12 protein-coding genes are annotated in these 21,340 nt (G+C 61.8%); 3 read left to right on the top strand and 9 right to left on the bottom strand.

The window, feature by feature from the left end; all coding sequences use genetic code 11:
• Window positions 1-8: 8 nt before the first annotated feature.
• The 8 genes from SINAC_RS13670 to SINAC_RS13635 form a co-directional block, all read right to left on the bottom strand.
• Entirely contained in the window at window positions 9-734 is a 726-nt protein-coding gene (locus tag SINAC_RS13670; protein ID WP_015246233.1) for an SGNH/GDSL hydrolase family protein, read from the bottom strand.
• A 184-nt stretch (window positions 735-918) separates the two neighbouring features.
• Window positions 919-3,075 (bottom strand): peptidase associated/transthyretin-like domain-containing protein, encoded by a 2,157-nt coding sequence (locus SINAC_RS13665; RefSeq protein ID WP_015246232.1) that lies wholly within the window; start codon window positions 3,073-3,075, stop codon window positions 919-921.
• A gap of 46 nt (window positions 3,076-3,121) precedes the next feature.
• Window positions 3,122-4,762 carry a sigma-70 family RNA polymerase sigma factor gene (locus SINAC_RS13660; protein ID WP_015246231.1) on the bottom strand — a complete coding sequence of 547 codons (1,641 nt, stop codon included), beginning with the start codon at window positions 4,760-4,762 and terminating at the stop codon, window positions 3,122-3,124.
• Window positions 4,763-5,004: 242 nt separating this feature from the next.
• Window positions 5,005-6,087 carry a hypothetical protein gene (locus SINAC_RS13655; RefSeq protein WP_237722529.1) on the bottom strand — a complete coding sequence of 361 codons (1,083 nt, stop codon included), beginning with the start codon at window positions 6,085-6,087 and terminating at the stop codon, window positions 5,005-5,007.
• Between the two features lie 149 nt (window positions 6,088-6,236).
• Entirely contained in the window at window positions 6,237-7,412 is a 1,176-nt protein-coding gene (locus SINAC_RS13650) for an acetate/propionate family kinase (protein WP_015246229.1), read from the bottom strand.
• A 134-nt stretch (window positions 7,413-7,546) separates the two neighbouring features.
• On the bottom strand, window positions 7,547-10,006 hold the full coding sequence (locus SINAC_RS13645) for a phosphoketolase family protein (RefSeq protein ID WP_015246228.1): 2,460 nt from the start codon (window positions 10,004-10,006) through the stop codon (window positions 7,547-7,549).
• 83 nt (window positions 10,007-10,089) lie between these two features.
• Window positions 10,090-11,091, bottom strand: coding sequence for a 2-hydroxyacid dehydrogenase (locus tag SINAC_RS13640; protein ID WP_015246227.1), 1,002 nt, complete (start codon window positions 11,089-11,091; stop codon window positions 10,090-10,092).
• A gap of 326 nt (window positions 11,092-11,417) precedes the next feature.
• The gene (locus SINAC_RS13635; RefSeq protein WP_015246226.1) at window positions 11,418-13,217 is read right to left on the bottom strand and encodes an esterase/lipase family protein; all 1,800 of its coding nucleotides are present in this window, start codon (window positions 13,215-13,217) and stop codon (window positions 11,418-11,420) included.
• Window positions 13,218-13,701: 484 nt separating this feature from the next.
• On the opposite strand from SINAC_RS13635, the gene SINAC_RS13630 reads away from it, so the two are divergent.
• From SINAC_RS13630 to SINAC_RS13620, 3 genes are read left to right on the top strand one after another with little or no spacing between them, the layout of a single operon-like run.
• Window positions 13,702-14,802, top strand: coding sequence for an HlyD family secretion protein (locus SINAC_RS13630; RefSeq protein ID WP_015246225.1), 1,101 nt, complete (start codon window positions 13,702-13,704; stop codon window positions 14,800-14,802).
• Window positions 14,799-17,561: a ribosome-associated ATPase/putative transporter RbbA gene (gene rbbA / locus SINAC_RS13625; protein WP_015246224.1), complete on the top strand. Its 2,763-nt coding sequence runs from the start codon at window positions 14,799-14,801 to the stop codon at window positions 17,559-17,561. Before SINAC_RS13630 ends, rbbA begins: the two co-directional genes overlap by 4 nt.
• Window positions 17,561-18,685: an ABC transporter permease gene (locus SINAC_RS13620; protein ID WP_015246223.1), complete on the top strand. Its 1,125-nt coding sequence runs from the start codon at window positions 17,561-17,563 to the stop codon at window positions 18,683-18,685. The genes rbbA and SINAC_RS13620 overlap by 1 nt, the downstream gene beginning before the upstream one ends.
• A 157-nt stretch (window positions 18,686-18,842) precedes the next feature.
• Here the strand turns inward: SINAC_RS13620 and SINAC_RS13615 are convergent, their stop codons facing one another.
• Window positions 18,843-21,305: an arylsulfatase gene (locus SINAC_RS13615; protein WP_015246222.1), complete on the bottom strand. Its 2,463-nt coding sequence runs from the start codon at window positions 21,303-21,305 to the stop codon at window positions 18,843-18,845.
• Between the last annotated feature and the right edge of the window lie 35 nt (window positions 21,306-21,340).

The following is a 21,340-nucleotide window of genomic DNA, read 5'->3' as shown; positions in this document are numbered from 1 at the left end:
CTAACGGCCTACCCTTTTCCAGGGATGGTTGCGGTCAAGAGCGGCTGTAAGTTGGGCAGGATCTCTTCGGCGATGGCTCGATGTCCGTCCGGGTTGGGGTGGCAGCCGTCGGTGGTCCACTTCATGAGCTCGACCCCATTTTGCCGGGCGGTCGACCAGACTGCGTAGTGATCGACGAGTGGACGTTTGCGCTCGCGAGCGATTGCACGGACCAGCTCAACGAATGGCTCGAGGCGGAGGTTGGGGTTCTCACCGAGCCCATTGGGGGGAGCGTCGTCGGCCCAACGTGGCGGAGTCATGAGCACTGTTTTGGCGCCGGTCTGTTCGATTCGCTCGATCAGTTCCCCATAGTTCTTGCGATATTGATCGATCGCGAGCCGGCTGGTTTTCCTGCCAAAGTCGACGTAGCTGTCGTTGGTGCCGTACATCAGGAGGACGATGTCGGGCCGATTCGCTTTGAGAACCTCGCTCAGCCTTGCGAGCGCCTGGTCGGTCCGTTCGCCACCGATTCCGACGTTGATGATCGAGGCGTCGAGGCCGCGAGCCTTGATCATCGTCTCGAGTTGACCGCCGAAGGTCTGGTTGGCGGCAACCCCGGGACGTACCCCCAAGGTGATCGAGTCACCAAGCAAGAGAACTCGAGGCGCTCGTTCGGGGGCCCCGATCATCGCGGACAGGATCGCCACCGCGACGAGGGGCAAATAACCGCGTGGATGGAGAATCGGGCGATTCATCGTTGTGGCTCTTCGCACGGTTGAGACGACGACACGTGCGGGAAGTCGGGCCAGTCACCGCCTCCCTGGCGAGAGCACAATACAACGATTGACGTTCGATGTCGAGCAACCACAACAAAGGCCTGACGGCGTGCATCGCGCCCGGGCGAATCGATCCTTTTGGGCCGAGAATCCCCAACGGCGGTCATGGCTTTAGCAGCTCACGCACGTCGCCGAGTGCGATGGCCTCACCCGGCTCGAGGTACTCCATCTCGCCGACTCGGGGCCCTGTTCCGTCCGGGGCAGCGATTTTGAGGACATACAGCTGGCCGGGCACGAGTCCCGTAAACGAGAACCGCCCGTTGCGGTCTGTCATGGTGTCGTGGGGGGGGAGGCTCGTGGAGCTCTGAACGTTCGGAGATTCTTTATAGGAGAGCATGACCCCCGGACGCGGACGACCGTCGCTGTCGACCAGACGCCCTGAGACGGTCCCCCACGGGTGGAGTTGGACGACGAGGGGGCCGGGTTCGGAGTCGTTGACGACCAGAGAACCCGCGAGGCGACGACTCAGGTGCTGAAAGAGGACGACCCGGAAGCTTCGATCGGTAAGGCCGGTCACCGAAAATCGGGCCTTCGCTCGCGACTGCCACCAGCCTTGTCGAACGAGGTCGCCGTGGGGAAGTCCGCTCGCCAGGGCTCCGGCAACGGGTTGGCCGTCAGGGTCGAGGATCGTGATCAGTGGCTCAGGACTGGCTGTGAGAGACAGGTTGCAGGTGATGTTGTCGGTGATGGCGGCGGGATTGATTGTGTCAAAAGTATGGAATTGTGAAATAGAAATTGAATTGTTCATGTTCGGGAACATTGGGCTATTTTTCCCTGGCTTCCCGCGCGCAACCTCATCGGCGCGAAGGAACCGATCCCCCCGGGCCTTGGCTGTGATCAACCCCGGTCCTGGGAAGGCGACCACGGCATAGCGACCGTCCTGGTCCGTGGGACGGGGCTCGGCATAAGCCATTTCTGGGGATCGGTCGACCTGCTTGTTTGCGATCGTAGGATAGTATTCGATCCAGGCCGAGACTGGGGCCCCCGTCGCTTGGTCGGTGACGCGACCTCGGACCAGAACCCCCGGGGTCAGGGCGAAGTCAATCGGGGCCGCCCCGGCGCTCGGGCTGATGGCGAACTCGCGGGAGCCTGGGTGGTAAGGCTGTCCATCGGCCGGGTCGGCCCTCAGTATAACCTTCTCTCGAATTGGTAGGCCGTCGAGTCGATAGCGCCCTTGTTCGTCAGTTTTCGTCCGGATGAAGGCGCCGGGCCAGTCTGTCCAGGGGTAAAGGATATCAGGATAGAGGTTTCCGATAGCGACGACGTTTCGAACGCCTACGCCCGGCAAGGGAAGGCCCGTATCACGGTCGCGGACAACCCCTTCGACAGACCGACTTGGGGCAACCAGATCGACAAAATTCGCCGTATGAATAATGCACAGGTAAGTTGGGAACTTTTTGGGGCCGGGGAACCTGAACCGGACCGAGGCAGACTTACCGGGGCGAGTCATGACGTTGAGGACTCGCGTCGCGGTTTTTGGACCTTGGATCAGCAATGAGGCAAGGCGTTCTCTGCCCAATCCAGTGAGCCGAAATCGTCCGTCGGGCCCCGTTGTCGCCGGGCGGATCATGCGTGTCAGATCCGCTTCCATCGGCCTCGCCAAGTGGTTAAAGGCCTTGTAGTCGGTGAGGCCCGCCGCGACATCCTTGAGCCATGGGGAAAGTTCCCCTTCCGGCGTCGCGGCGAGTTCCAGGACGCCGACCGTGACACCCGCCACGGGTTGCCCTTCCAGGTCGATCAGCCGGCCGGTCACGGGAACGTCGTCGGGTGGAAGTCTTAGGATGAGACCGTCGGGATCACCGATCTTGAGCTCGTCCGACCAGGCGGGGCCGTAACCGTCGGCGAACGCCGCCACCAGCGGACCCGGTTTGCCCATTCCGATCGAACGGGACGCGGCGAAGTCGGCTCGAGCGATCGTGAACTGGAAGCGGCCGTCGGCTCCGGTCGTGGCGAGCATGGCTGGGGGGCTATCCTCCCTCGACGGCAAATTGCCTGGATACAGGCGTGCGCCGGGGATGGGCTGCCCCTTCGCGTCGACGACGCGCCCGACGATGGCCAACCGCTCAGGGACGGCTATCGGGGTTTCCAGCGCAGGAGGTTGTACCGGTGAGTCGGTCACCGCGGCCAGGAGCCGATCGTGACCGGAATTCGCCGGGTGAATTGGGCCCACGGCCAGGGTTGCGACCAGGATCGACAGGGTCGAACCGGCGATGAGGACCCGGATCGGCAGGGCTTGAGCTGCGTTTCGTAACGACGTCATGGTTGAGGTCCCTTGGCCACGTCCGGATCGGTTCGGTGACCCACCTTCACGGCGTGATCCCCTCACCGAGATTCGTGCTATTGATGATCTCCCCGCCATTTCGGGTGATGATCGCATTCAATATCTGTGAGTCGAGGGAACGATCGATGAAATGGGTCGCTCCGTCTGCTGTCAACGCGACGAAGCCGTTTTTGAATTGACCGCCCAGCTTGGGGGAAGGTTGGCCTGGCACGTAGTGCAAGTCTTCGGGTTTCGACCAAGGGACGGCATTCCCCCCTTCAACAACCATCAGTGTGCAGGACGTGCCGTCCGGGATTTCCGGGAAAGGGTTCCCCGCTTCAACCATTGCGATTCCACGCGTACCCTCGAAAAACGCGCTCTTGCCCGCGAACCCCTGATAATAGGTCGCATCGGTCGGCCGCGATCGAGGGGCGACGGGTGCATAGACCTTGGGCATTTTCTCCAACAGGGTCTTGTTGTGCGGCCCGTCCCAGGGTTCGTCAAGCTTGAACTGATCGTAAAGTCCTTTTTCTCCGATGAATGGCAAGATCGCTACCCGCCAGCTCAGGAGGGGTTTGCCGTCCGCGCCGTAGATGGCCGGCGGGGGGAATCGCTTATTCGCATCGAGATAGGCGTGGATCCCTCTGGCGATCTTTCGGAGGTTGGCCGCACTGCGGACGATTAACTCCGCTTCTCGGGGCGCTTGTTTCTGCGTTTCGGTCTCCGGCGTCTTTGCGGGAGCCTCCTCCGAGGATTTCTGTGCGGGGCCATTCACTTGAGGCGCATTGCGAGGGGGGGAGGCCTGCTGCGCCACCACGGCCACGCTGCCCGCTGCGGCTCCGGCCAGGAGCAAAGTGGCGATCACGGTTTCAATCTTCGTGAGGAACATGGTCCTTGCGACTCCTTGAGAGAGAGCGGCGATTGAAGCCGGGACCGCCCCGGCCTTCAGCCCCATGGACACGGTCATCGCGATCTTGATCGTTGAATCCGCGAGTGCGGCGGGCATGGCGGAGGCCTGGCCCGTGGCCCCGGCCGCAGCCAGCAATCCGCCCGGAAGGGCCACGCCGCGACGGCTCAACCGTCCTCTTAAGCGATCCCGGGCCCGCGAGATTCGGGCGCTTACGGTTCCGACCGGTCGTCCCAACCGCCGCGCCGCCTCCTCATGCGTCAACCCTTGCAGGTCGCAGAGCACGATCGCCGTGCGATACCGCTCCGGCAACCGTTCGATCTCCTCGTGCAGCGCCTCGATTTCTTCACGGACCGAGGGCGTGAGCACGTTTCCACCGGCGTCGATCGCAACCTTGGCCCCAGACATCGCCGCCTCCGCCTCGCGCCGCCTCCGTCGTTCATTGCCGGCTTTCACCTGCCGCGCGGTCCGGTGGGCGACCCCGTAGAGCCAAGGCCCGACCAACTCGGGCTGGTGCAATGCACCTGCCTTGCGGGCGAGGACCAGGAATGCGGCCTGGAATGCGTCCTCGGCATCATGGGGATTCCGCAGCAAGCTACGGCAGACGCCAAAGACCATCGGCCCGTGCCGCGTCACGAGAGCGGTGAAGGCGATTTCGGCGTCCTCGCCACGGCGCGTCGCGAATCGCTCCAGCAATTGTCCGTCGGTGAGTCCCGCGACCGCCCCACCACCGAAGAGCGTTTGGATGGGATCGACCACGACGGAATTCCTGATCGCCATGCGTTGAGGTCCCCAATCAGCCGTGCGTTCAGCTCATACTCGCAGGCCGGGGACGGGTCCTTGCATTTTTCTTGATGATTTTTCCAAGGGGGCTCTGCTTCCCGATTCCGGCATCGATGGGAAGAGACTCAACCACGAGGCCTTTGCCATCCTCAAGGGCCGCGATTCTCTGTGATTGAGTCGCGATATCTAGGGAGTCAGGATGAACTGTCGAATGGGAATGTAATGGCGTTCGTAGAAGATCAACGGCTTGATCGTTTCCGTTTCATGGTTTCAATCAACCTTGGGTAGGCGGGGTGATTACGCAGGTTTCCCAGGCTGTGGTTCACGAAGTCGCCGCCCTTCAATCGGAGGATGTTGTTGTACCCCTTCTCGATGGCGAGGGTCAGAGCATCGATGGCGCGATTGGTACACAGACTTTGCAAGGCTTGCCGATCCGAGGCCGGCAGTTTGGGTGAATGATAGGGTTCGAGGGTTCCCAAGCACTCGGCCCGAGCCTCCGCGACCCTGAGCAGGCTGAGCTTGTCGTCGGCTTTGAGGTTGCAGAGGGCATTCACCGTGGCGATCAGTTCGGGCCAGTCGCCGTGGCTAGCCATGACCTTGGCGCGGTGGGTGAGTAATTTGCAAGCCACGCGTACCGGCTGCGACTGGGCAAAGTCGAGGTCCTTGGTGGCGCGCTGGAGATTCGGATAGACCTGTAAGCTGTCCTCACGGATTATCTGGACCCTGGGCAACGCTCGTTCAAGCTCCAGGACACCATCGTCGGTCACCCGGCTGCCCGCGAGGTTGAGCGTTACGAGTTGTGACATGCCATTGAGGTAAGGCAGGCCGGCGTCGCTCGTGAGGGTCTGGCCGAGGCCGAGATGTCGGAGCTTGGTCAGCGTCTTGATATGGCCTAAACCGGCGTCGGTGATCGCGGTGCCGTTGAGCTCCAGGCTTTCCAGGTGACCGAGACGGCTCACTTGGGCCAGGGTCTCGTCGTTGGCCTTGTTCTGGCTCTTGGCTCTCTGAGGCATAAGGTTGACCGCAACGACGTTGCCGACGTAGTCCACTCCAATGCGGTCCGCCAGCCACTTCGGGGCTCGAGGCCTGCCGTTGATATTAATGATGTCCGGATTGTAGTGATTCCACTCCCAGTTATAGGTGACGGTGCCGCCCGCCCTCTGGACCGCCGCCACGGCTCGCTGCTGCACCTGAACGCTTCGCACGTACAGACCCATCCCGAGACCCACGAGCATGATGAGTGCCATCAGCCCGCGCATGCTCAGGCGAATCCAGGGACGATGCTTTCGAGATTCACCGGGATCGGGTGTGGATATCACCATTGGGAATTTCCGGATCAAGCGCGAGAGGCTCTCCAGGCACGACCAGGCTGGAGGCGCATCCGGCAAGTGCTGAATAGGCGTGTGACTCAAACCTTCGATGGCGACGAACTCGCCGCATGCACCGCTTGCGCATCCCGAAGCAAGCCGTTTTATCCCAGCGTACTTCGGGTGTGCTTGGCAATCATCAGTTCTTCATTCGTTGGCACGATCCAGGCTGCGACCCTGCTCTCAGGTCGACTGATCCGAGGCCCGTGAGATGCATTTGCCGAGTGGTCGAGCGTCAGGCCCAACCAGGTGGCACTTCGGCTGACCCGCTCCCGGATGTTCGCGTCGTTCTCACCGATCCCGCCGGTGAAGACCAGGGCGTCGAGCCCCCCGAGTGCGGCGGCCATCGAGCCGAGTTCCCGACTGATTCGGTAAGCGAATAATTCGATGGCTTCGGCTGCACGCGTGTCATGGCTTGCCTGAAGCTCACGCATATCGCTCGAGATTTCGGAGACACCCAGCAGTCCGGATTGGTGATAGATCAATTTTTCAATCGCATCTGCATCCATTCCGTGCTGCTTCATCAGGTAGGTCAGCAAACCGGGGTCGAGTGTCCCGGCACGGGTTCCCATCACCAGGCCATCCGCGGGGGTGAAGCTCATGGTCGTGGCGATACTTCGGCCGTCGAGCATCGCACACAAGCTCGCCCCGTTGCCGAGGTGGGCGACCACGGTCCGGCCCGACGCGGCCACGGGGTCGATCCGGCGGAAGACCGAGGCAACGTACTCATAGGAGAGGCCGTGGAATCCGTACCGACGGACCCCTGCTGCGGTGAGCCAGCGCGGCAGTGCGAAGAGTTGGGCAACGGCCGGCTGATCGCGGTGGAAGGCCGTGTCGAAACAGGCGACTTGCGGCAGGTCTGGAACGTGCTCGGCCACGGCCCGGATGGCTGCCACGCTGTGGGGCTGGTGGAGGGGAGCCAGGGGAATCAGGTCGTCGAGCGCCGTGAGGACTGCCGCATCGATCCGGACCGGCCTTGTGAACCGGGTCCCGCCATGAACTACCCGGTGCCCGGCCTCGACAATGCGATGGGCTCCCAGGGTTCCTCGGCCCCACTCGAACAGGAACTCGATCGCGTCCCGATGGCTGAGGCTGGTGTCGGGGGCCCACGCTCGCTCGCTGACAACGGCTCCGTTGACGTCCGTCGCCTTGAAGTGGGCGTGAGTCTTGAGGCCCTCGATCTGACCGGAGATCAGGAGGGTCGGGGCATCATCGATCAGAAAGACCGAAAATTTCAGGCTCGACGAGCCCGCGTTCAGGACGACTTGGGCGTTGGCCATAAGTTACCTCGTCGGGCGGCCGGAGTACCGAGCTCGCCTGGGACCTAGAATCGATCTCGATAGGCCGATTTGACCCGGGGACCAGAGTTTTTTGAGTCCCCAGGGCTCCAAGTACGGTCGGAAGCCGTAAGTGTTCAATAGGGCCACTTCCAGTCGCGGGCCTCGGGTAAGTCGACTCCGTATTCATGGGCATAGTTGATGCACTTGATCTGGAGGTTGCGGAATTTCTCCTTGGCGTGGGCGCCTGTCGCCTGGAGCCGTGGGACTCGGTTGATCACGTCCATCGCCAGCGTGAACCGATCGATCTGATTCTGGATCGCGAGTTCGAGGGGGGTGTTGATGTTCCCCTTCTCTTTATAGCCTCGGACGTGCAGGTTCCGGTGGTTGGTTCGTCGGTAGGTCAGTCGGTGGATCAGCCAGGGGTAACCGTGGAAGGCGAAGATGATCGGCTTGTCGATCGTGAACAGGCTGTCGAAGTCTTTGTCGGAGAGGCCGTGTGGATGCTCCGTGTCTGGTTGGAGCTTGAACAGGTCGACCACGTTCACGAACCGGATTTTGAGGTCCGCGAATTCTTGCCGGAGTAGGTCGACCGCCGCCAGGGCTTCCTTGGTCGGAATATCCCCTGCGCTCGCGATCACGACGTCCGGCACCTCCCCTTGGTCGTTGCTGGCTTGCGGCCAGATTCCGATCCCCTTGGTGCAGTGCGTGACCGCCGCGTCCATGCTCAGGTATTGCAGATGCATCTGCTTGTCGGACACGATGACGTTGACATACCCTTCGCTCTTGAGGCAGTGGTTCGCGACGGAAAGCAGCGAGTTCACGTCCGGCGGCAGATAGATCCGGGTGACGGTCGCACTCTTGTTCAAGACCACGTCGAGGAACCCCGGGTCCTGGTGGGTGAACCCGTTGTGATCCTGGCGCCAGACGGTCGAGGTGATGAGCAGGTTCAAGGACGCCACCTCGGCTCGCCAGGGGAGCTGGTTGCAGATGGTCAGCCACTTGGCGTGCTGGTTGAACATCGAGTCGATCACATGCGCGAACGCCTCGTAAGTGCTGAAGAACCCGTGCCGGCCCGTGAGCAAGTAGCCTTCGAGCATTCCCTCCAAGGTGTGCTCGCTGAGCATCTCGACCACCCGGCCGTCCGGCGCAAGCTCTCCACCGTCGGCGTCCTCGGGGAACGTCTCCTCGAGCCAGAGTTTCCGGCTCGTTTCGTAGATCGCTTGCAGCTTGTTCGAGGTGGTCTCATCCGGGCCGAAGACCCGGAAGTTGTGCATGTTCTCCTTCATCACGTCGCGAAGAAAGACCCCGAGCGGGCGGCAATTCTCGGCCTCGGTCGTCCCTGGTTTTTCGACTTTGATGCCGTACTCCCGGAAGTCGGGCATCCGCAACGCCTTCTTGACGTTTCCGCCGTTGGCGTGCGGGTTCGCACCCATCCGTCGGAGTCCGGTAGGGGCCAGGGCTTTCAACTCGGCCCGGATGGCCCCGGTAGCGTCGAACAGCTCCTCCGGTCTGTAGCTGTGCATCCAGGCTTCAAGATGCTGGAGGCGGTCCGGGTTCTTCTTGACGTCGGCCAGGGGCACTTGATGGGCCCGCCAGGACCCTTCCAGCTTGTGGCCGTCCACGTCGCCGGGGCAGGTCCACCCTTTGGGTGTTCGGAGGACGATCATCGGCCACCGTGGGCGGAACGCTTTGCCGGACGATCGGGCTTCCCGTTGCGCTTCGCGAATGTCCGCCACGCACTGGTCGAGGGTGGCAGCCATCGCCTGGTGCATGGTGTCCGGGTCTGAGCCTTCGACGAAGTAGGGGGTCCAGCCGGTCCCGCGCAAGAATGCTTCGAGCTCCTCGTGGCTGACCCGCGCCCAGAGAGTTGGGTTATTGATCTTGTATCCGTTGAGATGGAGAATCGGCAGGACCGCTCCGTCTCGCACCGGATTCAAGAACTTGTTGATGTGCCAGGAGGTTGCCAGGGGACCGGTTTCCGATTCTCCGTCTCCCACGACGGCACTGACGATCAGGTCCGGGTTGTCGAAGGCGGCTCCGCACGCGTGGGATAAGACGTAGCCGAGTTCACCCCCCTCGTGGATCGACCCTGGTGTTTCGGGCGTGCAGTGGCTACCAATCCCTCCAGGGAAGCTGAACTGTTTGAAGAACCGGAGCAAGCCCTCCTCGTCCTCGCTCTTGTCCGGGTAGATCTCCGAGTAAGATCCCTCGAGGTAGACCGGGCCAAGCACCCCAGGCGCTCCGTGCCCGGGGCCGGCCATGAAGATCATGTCGACGTCCTCGCGGCGGATCACCCGGTTCAGGTGGGTGTAAATGAACGCGAGTCCTGGGCTGGTTCCCCAGTGCCCAAGCAACCGCTCCTTGATGTGCTCCGGCTTGAGCGGCTCGCGGAGCAGCGGGTTTGCCTTCAGATAGATCATACCCAGGGCCAGATAATTGCACGCCCGCCAGAAGGCGTGGGTCTTGGCCACTTCGTCCGGGCTCAGTGGGTTGCCGGGAACCGTGGCCCGCGCCCGACCGAACGCGCTTAGCAGGGCCGCGCCGGTCTCCTTGGGCTTAACCTTGGCTGCTGGAGTTTCCGAAGACAGGGGCATGATGCGTTCCTCATCGGTGTTACCACGCCTGATCAAAACACAGCGGAACATGCCTTCAGGAACAGGCTCTCAACCTGTCATGATCAAAACTTGGGGGAAGGGACTGCATTCGAGCACGTCCCGTTTTCCGCGAACTCGGTCAGGTTGGCGAGCGTGGTGGTCGCGATGCCTTGCAGGGCTTCTCGCGTGAAGAAGGCTTGATGGCCTGTGATGAGCACATTCGGAAATGTAAGTAAGCGGGCGAAGACGTCGTCGTGGATGACCTGGCCGGAGTGATCTTCGAAGAAAAGGTCGGCCTCCTCCTCGTAGACGTCCAGGCCGAGGTAGCCGATCTTTGCCGACTTCAAGCCCGCGATCACGGCCTCGGTATCCACCAGGGAACCGCGGCCTGTGTTGATGATCATGACGCCCGGCTTCATGGTTTGGAGGGATTTGGTATCGATCAGATGCCGGGTCGAGGGAGTCAGCGGACAGTGCAGGGTGATGATGTCCGACTTGGCCAACAGGTCTTCGAGAGAGACGTAGCGAACCTGCAATGACTCGCATTCGGGGTTGGGCTTGATGTCGTAAGCCAGGACCTGGCAGCCGAAGCCACGCATGATCCGGGCGACCTCGAGTCCAATCTGGCCGGTGCCTATGACGCCGATCGTTCGGCCGTGCAGGTCGAAGCCGAGCAGGCCGTCGAGCGTGAAGTTGCCTTCGCGGACCCGGTTGTAGGCCCGGTAGATCTTTCGATTCAGCGAGAGGATCAACGCGACCGTGTGCTCAGCCACGGCGTAGGGCGAGTAGGCCGGGACTCGGGCCACGACCAGTCGGTGGCGCTCGGCGACTTCGTGATCGACATTATTGTAACCGGCGCAGCGGAGGGCCACGAACCGGACCCCGCTGCGATGGAGTTCCTCCAAGACCGTGGCATTGAGCTCGTCGTTGACGAACGCGCAGACGGCCTCACAACCGCGAGCGAGCGGGGCTGTTGCGGCGGAGAGGCGGGCGTCGAAATAGACCAGCTCGTGCCCATGCTCCGTGTTGGCCCCGTCCAACGAGCTCCGGTCGTAAGGCTTGGTGCTGAAGACGGCGACCTTCATCGGCTTGCTCCTGGAACGGCCTCGGCTCGCGTATACACTGAGTTCCTTGACGGACTACGGGGCTGGTGCCGTCGCTTGGAAATGATTCGGAGCTTGCGAACCTTGCAAACGGTCTAACGAGTCCTGGCTTTCGGAGACAGTGGCCGAGTATACCGACCTTTACCGTCTCCAAGCACTACTGAGAGTCAGAATCGTCATGTCCGCACTGCTTTTTCGGCGGGATATGAACGGTTGCGTTGGGGAGGCGAAAGGCGGATCGAGATCCTCCGGTTGACGGCATCCAAGGGTTCCTCGGGACCCTTATCGCCGCCGTCGCCGATCGTTCTCTATCGGCCCGGAGGAGGGCCATAAGTCTCGGCGAGATGGACGCGGAGAATGCGATCGAGTTCCTGGAGGGTCTGTGGGTCGGCGTTGATTCTGGAATGGGTCGCGGGGATCCAGAGTTCGCTTGCGGCCCCGTCGGAGTGGGCACTGGAAAGGGGGACGACGCCATCGCCGCGTGCAAAGCGATCTGGCATTGAGGCCGTCCCCGCGATCGTGTGGTAGGTCGTCGCCGGGTTGATCGGGAGTTGTCGCATCGTTTTCAGGATCGGCCCGCGCTTGGCGAGCAGGTCAATGCTGCTCGGCAGGTCGGCCATGTATGGCAGGAGGGCCCCGGGGTTATCTCGTTCGAGTTGGTCAATCATCGCCAGGGAGTCGGCGGCCCGTCGAACCAGCCGGGAAGTAACCCGGCCCACGGCGCGGTTGGCCAACGCTGCGCCGTCATGCGGGGTCCCCATGAAGACGACTCGTCGCACGAACGGGAGCGGTTCGAAATAGAAGATTTCACGCAAGAACGTTTTGGTCGACTCGGACGTGACCAAGGTCTCGAGTGGTTGGGTTGCGGCCAAATTCCAGAGCGCTTCGCCGCTCCAGGTGATCTGTAGCTTGCTGATCAGGCCGCCCATGCTGTGACCGACGAGCACAGTGTTTTGCAGGCCAGGGTCGCGGTGTTGCGGGTCGAACGTCGCTTCCATGTCACGGAGACAACGGCGGAACATTGCGGCGGATCGGATGAAGGTGATGCCGGTCGGATACCGAAAACCGACGATCTGAAAATGGTCGAGGAATCCAGGGCAGGCCCGCAACCCATTGACGAGATCGGTGAAGGTGTACGGGTTGTCCCTCAGCCCGTGAACGAAGACGACCGGAATCTTCCCAGGCTGGTACGGTTCCAAGGTGCCGAGAAACGTGTTGCCGACTTCAATACTGGGGTTCAGGAAGCCGACCAAGGCGTAGCGCCGGCTGCCTACGCTTGCCTCGGCCATGGCGACCGAGGCATCGAGGTTACATGCGAGGGGAAATCGGCCGCCTGCCAACTCGACGCAGGTCGTGCGCAGAGGGTCGTGGAGTTCGAGCAGGTCGCCCCCTCGTGGAGTTCCGGCAAGGCCGATCCAGGGGCCAAGATCGGGGTGGAGAATGGCCGTGGCCGGGAAAAAGGAGCGTGGCGGGAGGAAGCGATCGGCCGACGTGAGATTCCGATTTGAGCGAACGGACACCTGCGCCGCCCCGGCTCCCACTCGCTGATACGAGCGGTGTTGCGCGGGATTCTTCGGCGCGGACCGGGCGTCGATCAGGCCCTCGAAGTCCTCCGGGGACCAGACGAAGCCGCGATGAATAACCCGGACGACGATCGGTCCGGCCGGCCCATTGATCTGAAGGTGTGAACGCGGGTCCAGACGTCCGAATGTTCCGGCTGCACGCAAACAGTCGGCGAGGCTGATGTTGTAGTCGTCCGGAATCTGGTTCCAGTCGGTCACTCCCGTGGTACCGGTCGCCAGGATCGCGGCATAAGCGAAAACGGTCGCCTCATAGTAACGATCGACACAAACCGGCGATCCTGCTTTCTCCAGTCGCTTGGCCTCACGGTGAGCAATCCGGGACCGATCGAACGCCTGAACCTCATGGAGTCTGGTCGGGTTTCCCTCGACGGACGTCGCGGGACTTGCTGGGACCAGGTCCAGCATCTGGGCGAACACTCGCCCACAATTCCAGCCTGGGATGATGAGCGGGCCACAAATCGCGACAAGCACGATGATGGTGTTGCGGACGCGATCCATCAGACCTCGCAACTTGCCTGGCTCCATTATTGACATATCCTGGAAAATCGTGGGACGCATCCCAAGCTGCCAGCGATCGGCAAGCCACTGGCGATTAGGGTGAAACATACCAGGATTTCAGGCGGCTCAGAGTCTCTCACTTTGGTTCAGGAAGAGGGCCTACCGCTACGATCGTGGATAACGGAGCAATCGGAAATCGATTTCCACTGCATGCCCGTGGGACGACCTCGGCTCACGAACAGCGTCATTGCAAAGTGCGAGGCATCGGATTTGCTCAAAGCGTTGCCGTCCGTTTTGGAGATTTCGTAGGTTCTCCCCTGGAATGCATTTGCCTCTCAATCATCGGTCCAGCGATGATGCCTCTATGTCGTCGATCCGCGGGCTTGGTCGAGGCAAGAGTCGAATCGGTGAAACTCGTTGAAACCATCGGCCTGAGACACGGAATGGATTGGACTCACCAATCACATCGCGTGGGGAACGCGGGCCGGACGGCTCGACAGAAGGGACGGAGATGAGCGGGAAGATCGTCGGGCGGATTGCTTTGGCCGGCCTGGTTGCCGCGGTTGTGCTCGGTGGTTGGCAATGGTGGAAGGCCCGTCAAACGCCTCCATTGCCTGCGGGGATCGTCTCCGGCAATGGACGGATCGAATCCATCCAGGTCGATATCACGGCGAAGTACCCGGGCCGCCTCGTCCAGCTCCTTGCCCGGGAAGGGGACCTTGTCAAGCCTGGGCAGGTTCTCGCGCGCATGGACACCCTGGAAATTGAGGCGCAACTCGCTCGCGCCAAGGCCCAGGTCGCCGAAGCTGAGGATTCCGTCGCCACCGCGCAGTCGGATATCCTACAACGCGAGAGCAACTTGAAGCTGGCCGAGCAGAAGTATGTACGCGGCCAGGCCCTCATCAATAAGCGAACGATCTCGCGCGAGGAGTGGGACCAGCTTCGGGCCGAGCGCGACGCGAGCAAGGCAGCCGTCGACTCCGAAAAGGCCCGTCTCCGTGCGGCGATGCACAACGTTGAGGCGGCGCTTGCGGAGGTGAACCGGTTTCAGGTGCAGATCGCCGATTCGACGCTGAAGTCCCCGGTCCAAGGGCGGGTGCTCTATCGGCTCGCCGAGGAGGGAGAGGTCCTTGCCGCAGGGGGTAAGGCGTTGACCCTGATTAACCTCGGCGATATCTACATGGAAATATTTTTGCCGTCCCGGGTTGCCGCATTGGTCAATATCGGCGCCGATGCCCGGATTGTGCTCGACGCGATGCCACAGTATGCCGGCCGAGCCCGAGTAAGTTTCGTCTCGCCCGAGACTCAGTTCACCCCCAAGCAGGTGGAGACGCCGAGCGAGCGTGATAAACTCATGTTTCGGGTCAAACTCCACGTCCCTTCGGAGTTGATCCTTCCCTACATCGAAAAGGTGAAAACAGGGGTTCGAGGAGTCGGCTACGTCCGGTTGGACGATTCGGTGCCCTGGCCCGCGGCCCTCGATCGGCGGTTCCCCAAGCCGACGGATCTCGACAAGCCGAGCGTCGCTCCCCAGCCCAAAGCGGGCGATGAATCGAAGCCAGGTGAGACGTCTCAGCCTGGCGATGCCCCTAGCCCTGGCCCCGCGCAATGATGACAACCGAGAACTCTGCTGTCATCACGGTCGAGGGCGTCTCTCACCACTATCGGGGAGTCCGGGCGCTCGATGACATCTCGATCGCGATCCCGGCGGGCCGCATGGTGGGCCTGATCGGACCCGACGGCGTCGGCAAGTCGACTCTGATCGGCCTGATCTCGGGGGCGAGGAAGATCCAAGGGGGCACGGTGCGCGTCCTGGAGGGCGACATGGCCGACCGTCGGCATCGTGATGCCGTCTGCCCTCGGATTGCGTACATGCCCCAGGGGCTCGGAAAGAATCTCTACCACGAGCTCAGTGTTTATGAAAATATCGACTTCTTTGCCAGGCTGTTCGGTCAATCGGCAGGCGAGCGCCGCGCCCGGATTGACTCGCTTTTGAAAGCGACCGGCCTTGACCCCTTTCCCGATCGGCCTGCCGGGAAGTTGTCCGGCGGCATGAAGCAGAAACTTAGCCTGTGTTGTTCGCTGGTTCATGATCCCGACTTGCTGATCCTTGACGAGCCCACCACGGGTGTGGACCCGCTCTCACGCCAGCAGTTCTGGACCTTGATCGATCGTGTCCGTGAGTCGAGACCAGGCATGAGCGTGCTGGTCTCGACCGCCTACATGGACGAGGCGCAGCGGTTCGAATGGCTGGTTGCGATGAACGCAGGGCGGATCCTGGACACGGGGACCCCGGAGGAGTTTCGCACGCGGACAGGCACCTCGAATCTGGAAGAGGCGTTCGTGGCCCTGCTGCCCAAGGAGAACCGGGGCCGTGGCGGTCTGTTGACCATTCCCCCGCGCGTCGACGATGGCGGCGAGCCGGCGATCGTGGCCAAGAACCTGACGATGAGGTTCGGTACGTTCACGGCCGTGGACAACGTCAACTTCGAGATTCGCCGTGGCGAGATCTTCGGCTTCCTCGGCTCCAACGGCTGCGGCAAGTCGACCACCATGAAGATGCTGACCGGCCTGCTCCCCGCGACCGAGGGGGAAGCCAAGCTGTTCGGCAAGTCGGTGGATGCCGGGAGCCTTGAGATCCGCAATCGGGTCGGCTACATGTCGCAGGCATTCTCCCTCTACGGCGAACTGACCGTGGCCCAGAACCTCTGGCTCCACGCTCGGCTCTATCATCTGCCGCGCGAGTCGAGAGCGGCGCGGATCGCCGAACTGGTCCGCCGGTTCGGGCTGGAGCCGTATGTCGATCAGGTCTCGGAAGCCCTGCCGCTGGGCATGCGTCAGCGCCTCTCGCTTGCCGTGGCGATCATCCACGAACCCGAGATGCTGATCCTCGACGAACCGACCTCGGGCGTTGACCCGGTGGCCCGCGACGAATTCTGGGAAGTGCTGATCGAGCTTTCACGCAAAAATCAGATCACGATTTTCATTTCCACGCACTTCATGAACGAGGCGCAGCGGTGTGACCGGATGTCGCTGATGCATGCGGGCAAGGTCCTCGCGTGTGACACTCCGGCGGCCCTCGTGGCCGCACGAGGCGCTCCCGACTTAGAGACTGCGTTCATCGACTACATCGCCGACGCCATCGGCGAATCCAAGACACCCGAAAGTGCGGCCGGCGCCAAAGTGAACTTCGGTCCGACGGCCAAGTCCGGTAAGCAAGCCGCAGTGCACCCCTCCGCGTCGATCTTTCACTTTGGGCGGTTGTTAGCCTACGCCAATCGGGAGATGCTCGAAATTCTCCGCGACCCGATTCGGTTGGCCTTCGCGTTCGTGGGGTCGGCCATCCTGATGCTCGTCTTTGGCTTTGGGATCACGACCGACGTTGAGGATATCCGCTACGCCGACCTCGACCTTGACCAGACGCCGGAGAGCCGGGCCTATCTCGAGTCGTTCGCGTCGTCCCGCTCATTCCTGAAGCAACCGCCGCTCCACGATCCGGACGAGATGCATGAGCGGCTCCGATCGAATGACATCTCCGTGGGCATCGAGATGCCTCCTCGATTCGGCAGGAACCTCAAAAAAGGGACTCCCTCCGAGGTCTCCGCCCTGGTTGACGGAGCCAACCCGTCCCGGGCCGAGACGATCAAACAGTATGTCGAAGGAGTCAACGTCTCGCATTACGAAGACCTTTACAGACGCGAGTATGGCCAGGTGCCCACCTCGTTCGTGTCCGACATGCAGATGCGTTACACGTATAACCCGACGTTCGAGAGCATCTACGCCATGGTGCCGAGCGTGCCGCCGATCTTGCTGATCCTGATCCCGGCGGTACTGATGGCGGTGAGCGTCGTCCGCGAAAAGGAGCTTGGGTCGATCATCAATTTCTATGTGACGCCCACGTCCCGGCTCGAATTCTTGGTCGGCAAGCAACTCCCCTACATTGCGATTGGGATGATCAATTTCATGATCCTCACGATCATGGCCATCTTCGTGTTCGGGGTCCCCATCAAAGGGAGCGGCCTGACCTTGATCCTTTGCGCCCTGGCTTATGTCACCGTGACGACAGGAATCGGCCTGCTCGTCTCGACCTTCACCTCGAGCCAGGTCGCTGCGGTCTTTGTCACCGCGATCGTGACGATCCTGCCCACCACGCAGTTCTCCGGACTGCTCCAACCGGTCTCGACTCTGCAAGGGGGAGCACGGGTGGTCGGGACGTTCTGGCCGACCACGTATTACATGCGGGCCAGCGTCGGGGCGTTCACCAAGGGCCTTGGGGTTGAGCAACTCGGGGGCCAGGCTTTGCTCATCGCCGCGTTCATCCCGGTTCTGACCCTGATTACAGCGGTCGCCCTCAAACGCCAGGAGGCGTAGTGCGCAGCGTTGTCAATATTTTCTGGCTCGGCACCAAGGAACTGCGTAGCCTGAGGAGCGACTCCGTCCTCGTCCTCTTCATGATCTACGCGTTCACGTTCTCGATCTACACACAGGCGAAGGGGACCTCGTCTGAGGTGCACAACGCGTCGATTGCATTCGTTGACGAAGATCATTCCGCCCTCTCCCGGCGACTGATTGGCGCCTTGTATCCGCCCCGGTTCAAGACTCCCGTGCTGATCCAGGCCAACGAAGTCGCTGATGCGATGGACGACGGGCGGTTCATGTTCGTGGTGGTGATTCCGCCCCGATACGAGGCCAATCTTCGGGCGGGGCGTAGGGCTGAGTTGCAGGTGAATATCGATGCCACCGCGATGCTCCAGGCGAGCATCGGGGCCTCCTATATCCGGAACATCCTGACGGCCGAGATTTCGCGATACCTCTCCCGATCCGACACCGACTCGGCGCTCTCCCCCAAGATCGTCGTTCGCAAAGCATTCAACCCGAACGGCGATACCTCGTGGTTCACCAGCATCGTCGCCATCATCAACCAGGTGACGATGTTGACCACCATCCTGACCGGGGCTGCTTTGATTCGCGAGCGTGAACATGGCACCATGGAACACCTGATGGTGATGCCTCTGACGGCCGTCGAGATCGCCCTGGCGAAGGTCTGGGCGAACGGGCTCATCATTCTGGTGGCAGTTACCCTCTCGCTCTTTCTTGTGGTCCGGACGTTGCTCGCCGTCCCGATTGCCGGCTCGCCGACGCTCTTTCTCTTTGGCGTGGTCCTCTACCTCTTTTTCGCGACGGCCCTGGGGATCTTCCTGGGCACGATCACCCGCACCATGGCCCAGTTTGCCTTGCTGATTATTCTGCTCCTGATGGTCCTCCAACTGCTCTCAGGAGGGTCGACTCCGGTCGAGAGTCAGCCGGTCTGGTTGCAGCGGATGACCCTCTTTCTCCCCTCGCGACACTTCGTGAGCTTCTCACAAGCGATCATCTATCGTGGAGCCGGTTTGGGCGTGGTCTGGCGCCAATTCTTCGCCGTCGCGGCGATTGGTCTTGCCTTCTTCCTGTTCAGCCTGAGCCGTTTCCGGAAATCCATCGCCGCGAGTCGCTGATGAGAAACTTGTTGATGCTCGTGTTTGCAATTGTAGGGTAGGTACGGCTCACGATGCCTTTTTTTGATCCCCGGTTTGGTGCGAGTGGGTGACCGTTCACTCCCGGAGGTAAAACCTGGTGGATCAGGCCTACCCTACAAAATCGCTAAGATATCCTTCAGTTGGAAATCCGACGTGTGGACTCGATTTGCCGGAGCCTCTCGACGTCGGTCTGTGAGAGGTTGTCGGTTCCAAGCTCGATCTCAACCCGTTGGATCGTCCCCGTAAATTGGAACGGTGACTCATAGGCGTCGCTCACGGGTGAGCCGGTGTCGAGCCCGGTGTCGAACGTTTCGTCGGCGGAGAACCGCCCTGAGATGGTTTTCTCGACACGGCCTTCAGCGACCTTTTGGGCGTCGACAAGGAGAGTAACGACGCCCCCTTTGCCGAGCCCGCCGCCGTCGTATTTGAACTCGACTCGGATCGAATGCTTGCCCGGGGCAAGCCGCTCCGAACCGGACACCTTGTAGCGGTCCTGGGTGAACCGGTTGTACTCGTAGACCGGTTTTCCCTCTTTGATGAAGAGCGTGTATCCGCCGACGACTCCGCCGGCCGCGACCAGCGTTCCGGTGGCCCCGTCTTCAGGGATGACGATGTGCGCTGTGATCGAGTGTGATTTGTTCTTGATATTGGGGGACGAGCTTTCCGGGATCCGTCGCGCTCCAGGGAAATAGAGGAAATGGGTGCGTCCTGCGATCAGGCTTGGCCGCATCGCGGGGTCGGCCCGTTCGATGAACCGGTCGTCGAGGGGGAGGACATTGTACTTGGCAGCCTCGACCCAGAATCGATCTTGGAGGTCGCGGAGTCGTTGCGGGTGCGTGGCTGCGAGGTCGTTCGCTTCGCTGAAGTCGTCTTCGAGGTGGTAGAGTTGCCACTCGTCCTTGGCGAAGTCGGACCCGCCACTGTTTTCCCAAGGGAGGCGGCCGTGTCGGCAGGTGGCAATCCAGCCGTCGTCGTAGAGGGCACGATTGCCGAACATCTCGAAGTATTGGGTCTGCCTTGGGCTTTTCGCTTTCGAGTCGGCGAATGAGTAAGCCATGCTTACCCCTTCGATCGGTTTCTGAGCGACGCCGTTGACCTCGGCGGGCTCACGGATGCCGGCTGCCTCAAGGATCGTCGGCGCAAGGTCGATCACGTGGTGAAACTGGCTGCGAACCCCGCCCTTGTCCTTGATCCGTTTAGGCCAGGAGACGACGAGCGGGTTGCGGACGCCCCCGAGGTGGGAGGCGACTTGCTTGCCCCACTGGAAGGGGGTGTTCATGGCCCAGGCCCAGCCGACCGGGAAGTGATTGTACGACTTCGGACCGCCGATCTCGTCGAGGTGGGCATGAATGTAGGCAGGGTCTTCCTGCTCGCCACCCAGGCCGACCATCTCGTTGAACAGGCCGTACAGGCTCCCCTCCATCGATGATCCGTTATCGCCAACCTCCCAGAAAATCAAGGTGTTTTCACGTTGGCCTATTTCCTCGATCGCGTCGATCACCCGGCCGACCTCCTGGTCGGTCTGGGCGGTGTAGGCTGCGAACGCTTCCATCAGCCGGGCGGCCACCTGTTTCTGAGGGACGGTCAGCGTGTCCCACGCCGGAATCTCTTTGGGGCGTGGGGTGAGCTTTGTCTCGGCCGGGATCACGCCGAGCTGCTTTTGACGAGCGAACGTTTCCTCGCGATAGACGTCCCAGCCCCGGTCGAACTGGCCCCCGAACTTGGCCAGCCAAGACTTGGGCACATGGTGCGGCGCATGGGTGGCGCCCGGGGCATAGTAGAGGAAGAAGGGACGGTCGGGCGTTACGGACTTCTGCTGGTGGAGGTAGTCGATCGCCTTGTCGGCGAGGTGCTCGTTGAGTGTGTAATCGGCCTCGCGGCCCTTGGGTGGTTTCATCTCGACGGGGGTGTTGCCGTCGTAGAGGGCCGGCTGCCACTGATTCGACTCGCCGCCGACGAAGCCGTAGAAGTGGTCGAACCCTTGGAGGCCGGGCCAGCGGTCATAGGGGCCGGAGACGCTGGTCTCCCAATCCGCGATGTTATGGTTTTTGCCGAAGAAGGCCGTGCTGTATCCGTTCTGGCGAACGATCTCCGAGACCATGGCGCAGCTCTTGGGAATCTGCCCGGTGTAGCCCGGATAGCTGCTGCCCAACTCGGTGATGTTGCCGGTTGCCGCCGAGTGGTGGTTGCGGCCGGTGAGCAGGGCTGCACGGGTGGGCGAGCAAAGTGCCGTTGTGTGGAAGCGATTATATTTGAGCCCCTGCGCGGCGAGCTTGTCGAGGTTTGGAGTCGGGACCTGGCCGCCGAACGTGCCCCACTGGCCGAACCCGGAATCGTCGATCAGCACGACCAGCACGTTGGGCGCATTGGCGGGAGCCTTGACGACCGGAAACGTGCCAGGCGTGGAATCCTTGTAGGTCCGGCCAATACGGCCTCGGAACTCGGCCGCCGGAGGAGGGAGAACGGGGGAATTGGCCGTTTGAAGGTCGTCCGGCTTGTCTTCAGCGCGGGCGCGTGGAACCAGAGGGGCGACGATCGCCCAGCCGATCAGAGCGCCGGCGACGACTCTTGCCGTGGCGAGGAACGTTGGCATCCGCATGGTGGTGCCTCCAATCCAGGGTTAGCGAGGGGTGA

This window comes from Singulisphaera acidiphila DSM 18658 (assembly GCF_000242455.2).
In the GTDB taxonomy this organism is placed as follows: Bacteria; Planctomycetota; Planctomycetia; order Isosphaerales; family Isosphaeraceae; genus Singulisphaera; species Singulisphaera acidiphila.
Note: the sequence above shows the minus strand (reverse complement) of the source record. Positions and strands in the feature narration are given on the sequence as shown.

What these genes read in the sequence shown, in the direction of transcription:
- SINAC_RS13645 (WP_015246228.1), bottom strand. Translation starts at nt 10,006, where the DNA reads ATGCCCCTGTCTTCGGAAACTCCAGCAGCCAAGGTTAAGCCCAAGGAG.
- SINAC_RS13660 (WP_015246231.1), bottom strand. Translation starts at nt 4,762, where the DNA reads ATGGCGATCAGGAATTCCGTCGTGGTCGATCCCATCCAAACGCTCTTC.
- SINAC_RS13615 (WP_015246222.1), bottom strand. Translation starts at nt 21,305, where the DNA reads ATGCGGATGCCAACGTTCCTCGCCACGGCAAGAGTCGTCGCCGGCGCT.
- SINAC_RS13635 (WP_015246226.1), bottom strand. Translation starts at nt 13,217, where the DNA reads ATGGAGCCAGGCAAGTTGCGAGGTCTGATGGATCGCGTCCGCAACACC.
- SINAC_RS13665 (WP_015246232.1), bottom strand. Translation starts at nt 3,075, where the DNA reads ATGACGTCGTTACGAAACGCAGCTCAAGCCCTGCCGATCCGGGTCCTC.
- SINAC_RS13670 (WP_015246233.1), bottom strand. Translation starts at nt 734, where the DNA reads ATGAATCGCCCGATTCTCCATCCACGCGGTTATTTGCCCCTCGTCGCG.
- SINAC_RS13640 (WP_015246227.1), bottom strand. Translation starts at nt 11,091, where the DNA reads ATGAAGGTCGCCGTCTTCAGCACCAAGCCTTACGACCGGAGCTCGTTG.
- rbbA (WP_015246224.1), top strand. Translation starts at nt 14,799, where the DNA reads ATGATGACAACCGAGAACTCTGCTGTCATCACGGTCGAGGGCGTCTCT.
- SINAC_RS13650 (WP_015246229.1), bottom strand. Translation starts at nt 7,412, where the DNA reads ATGGCCAACGCCCAAGTCGTCCTGAACGCGGGCTCGTCGAGCCTGAAA.
- SINAC_RS13655 (WP_237722529.1), bottom strand. Translation starts at nt 6,087, where the DNA reads ATGGTGATATCCACACCCGATCCCGGTGAATCTCGAAAGCATCGTCCC.
- SINAC_RS13630 (WP_015246225.1), top strand. Translation starts at nt 13,702, where the DNA reads ATGAGCGGGAAGATCGTCGGGCGGATTGCTTTGGCCGGCCTGGTTGCC.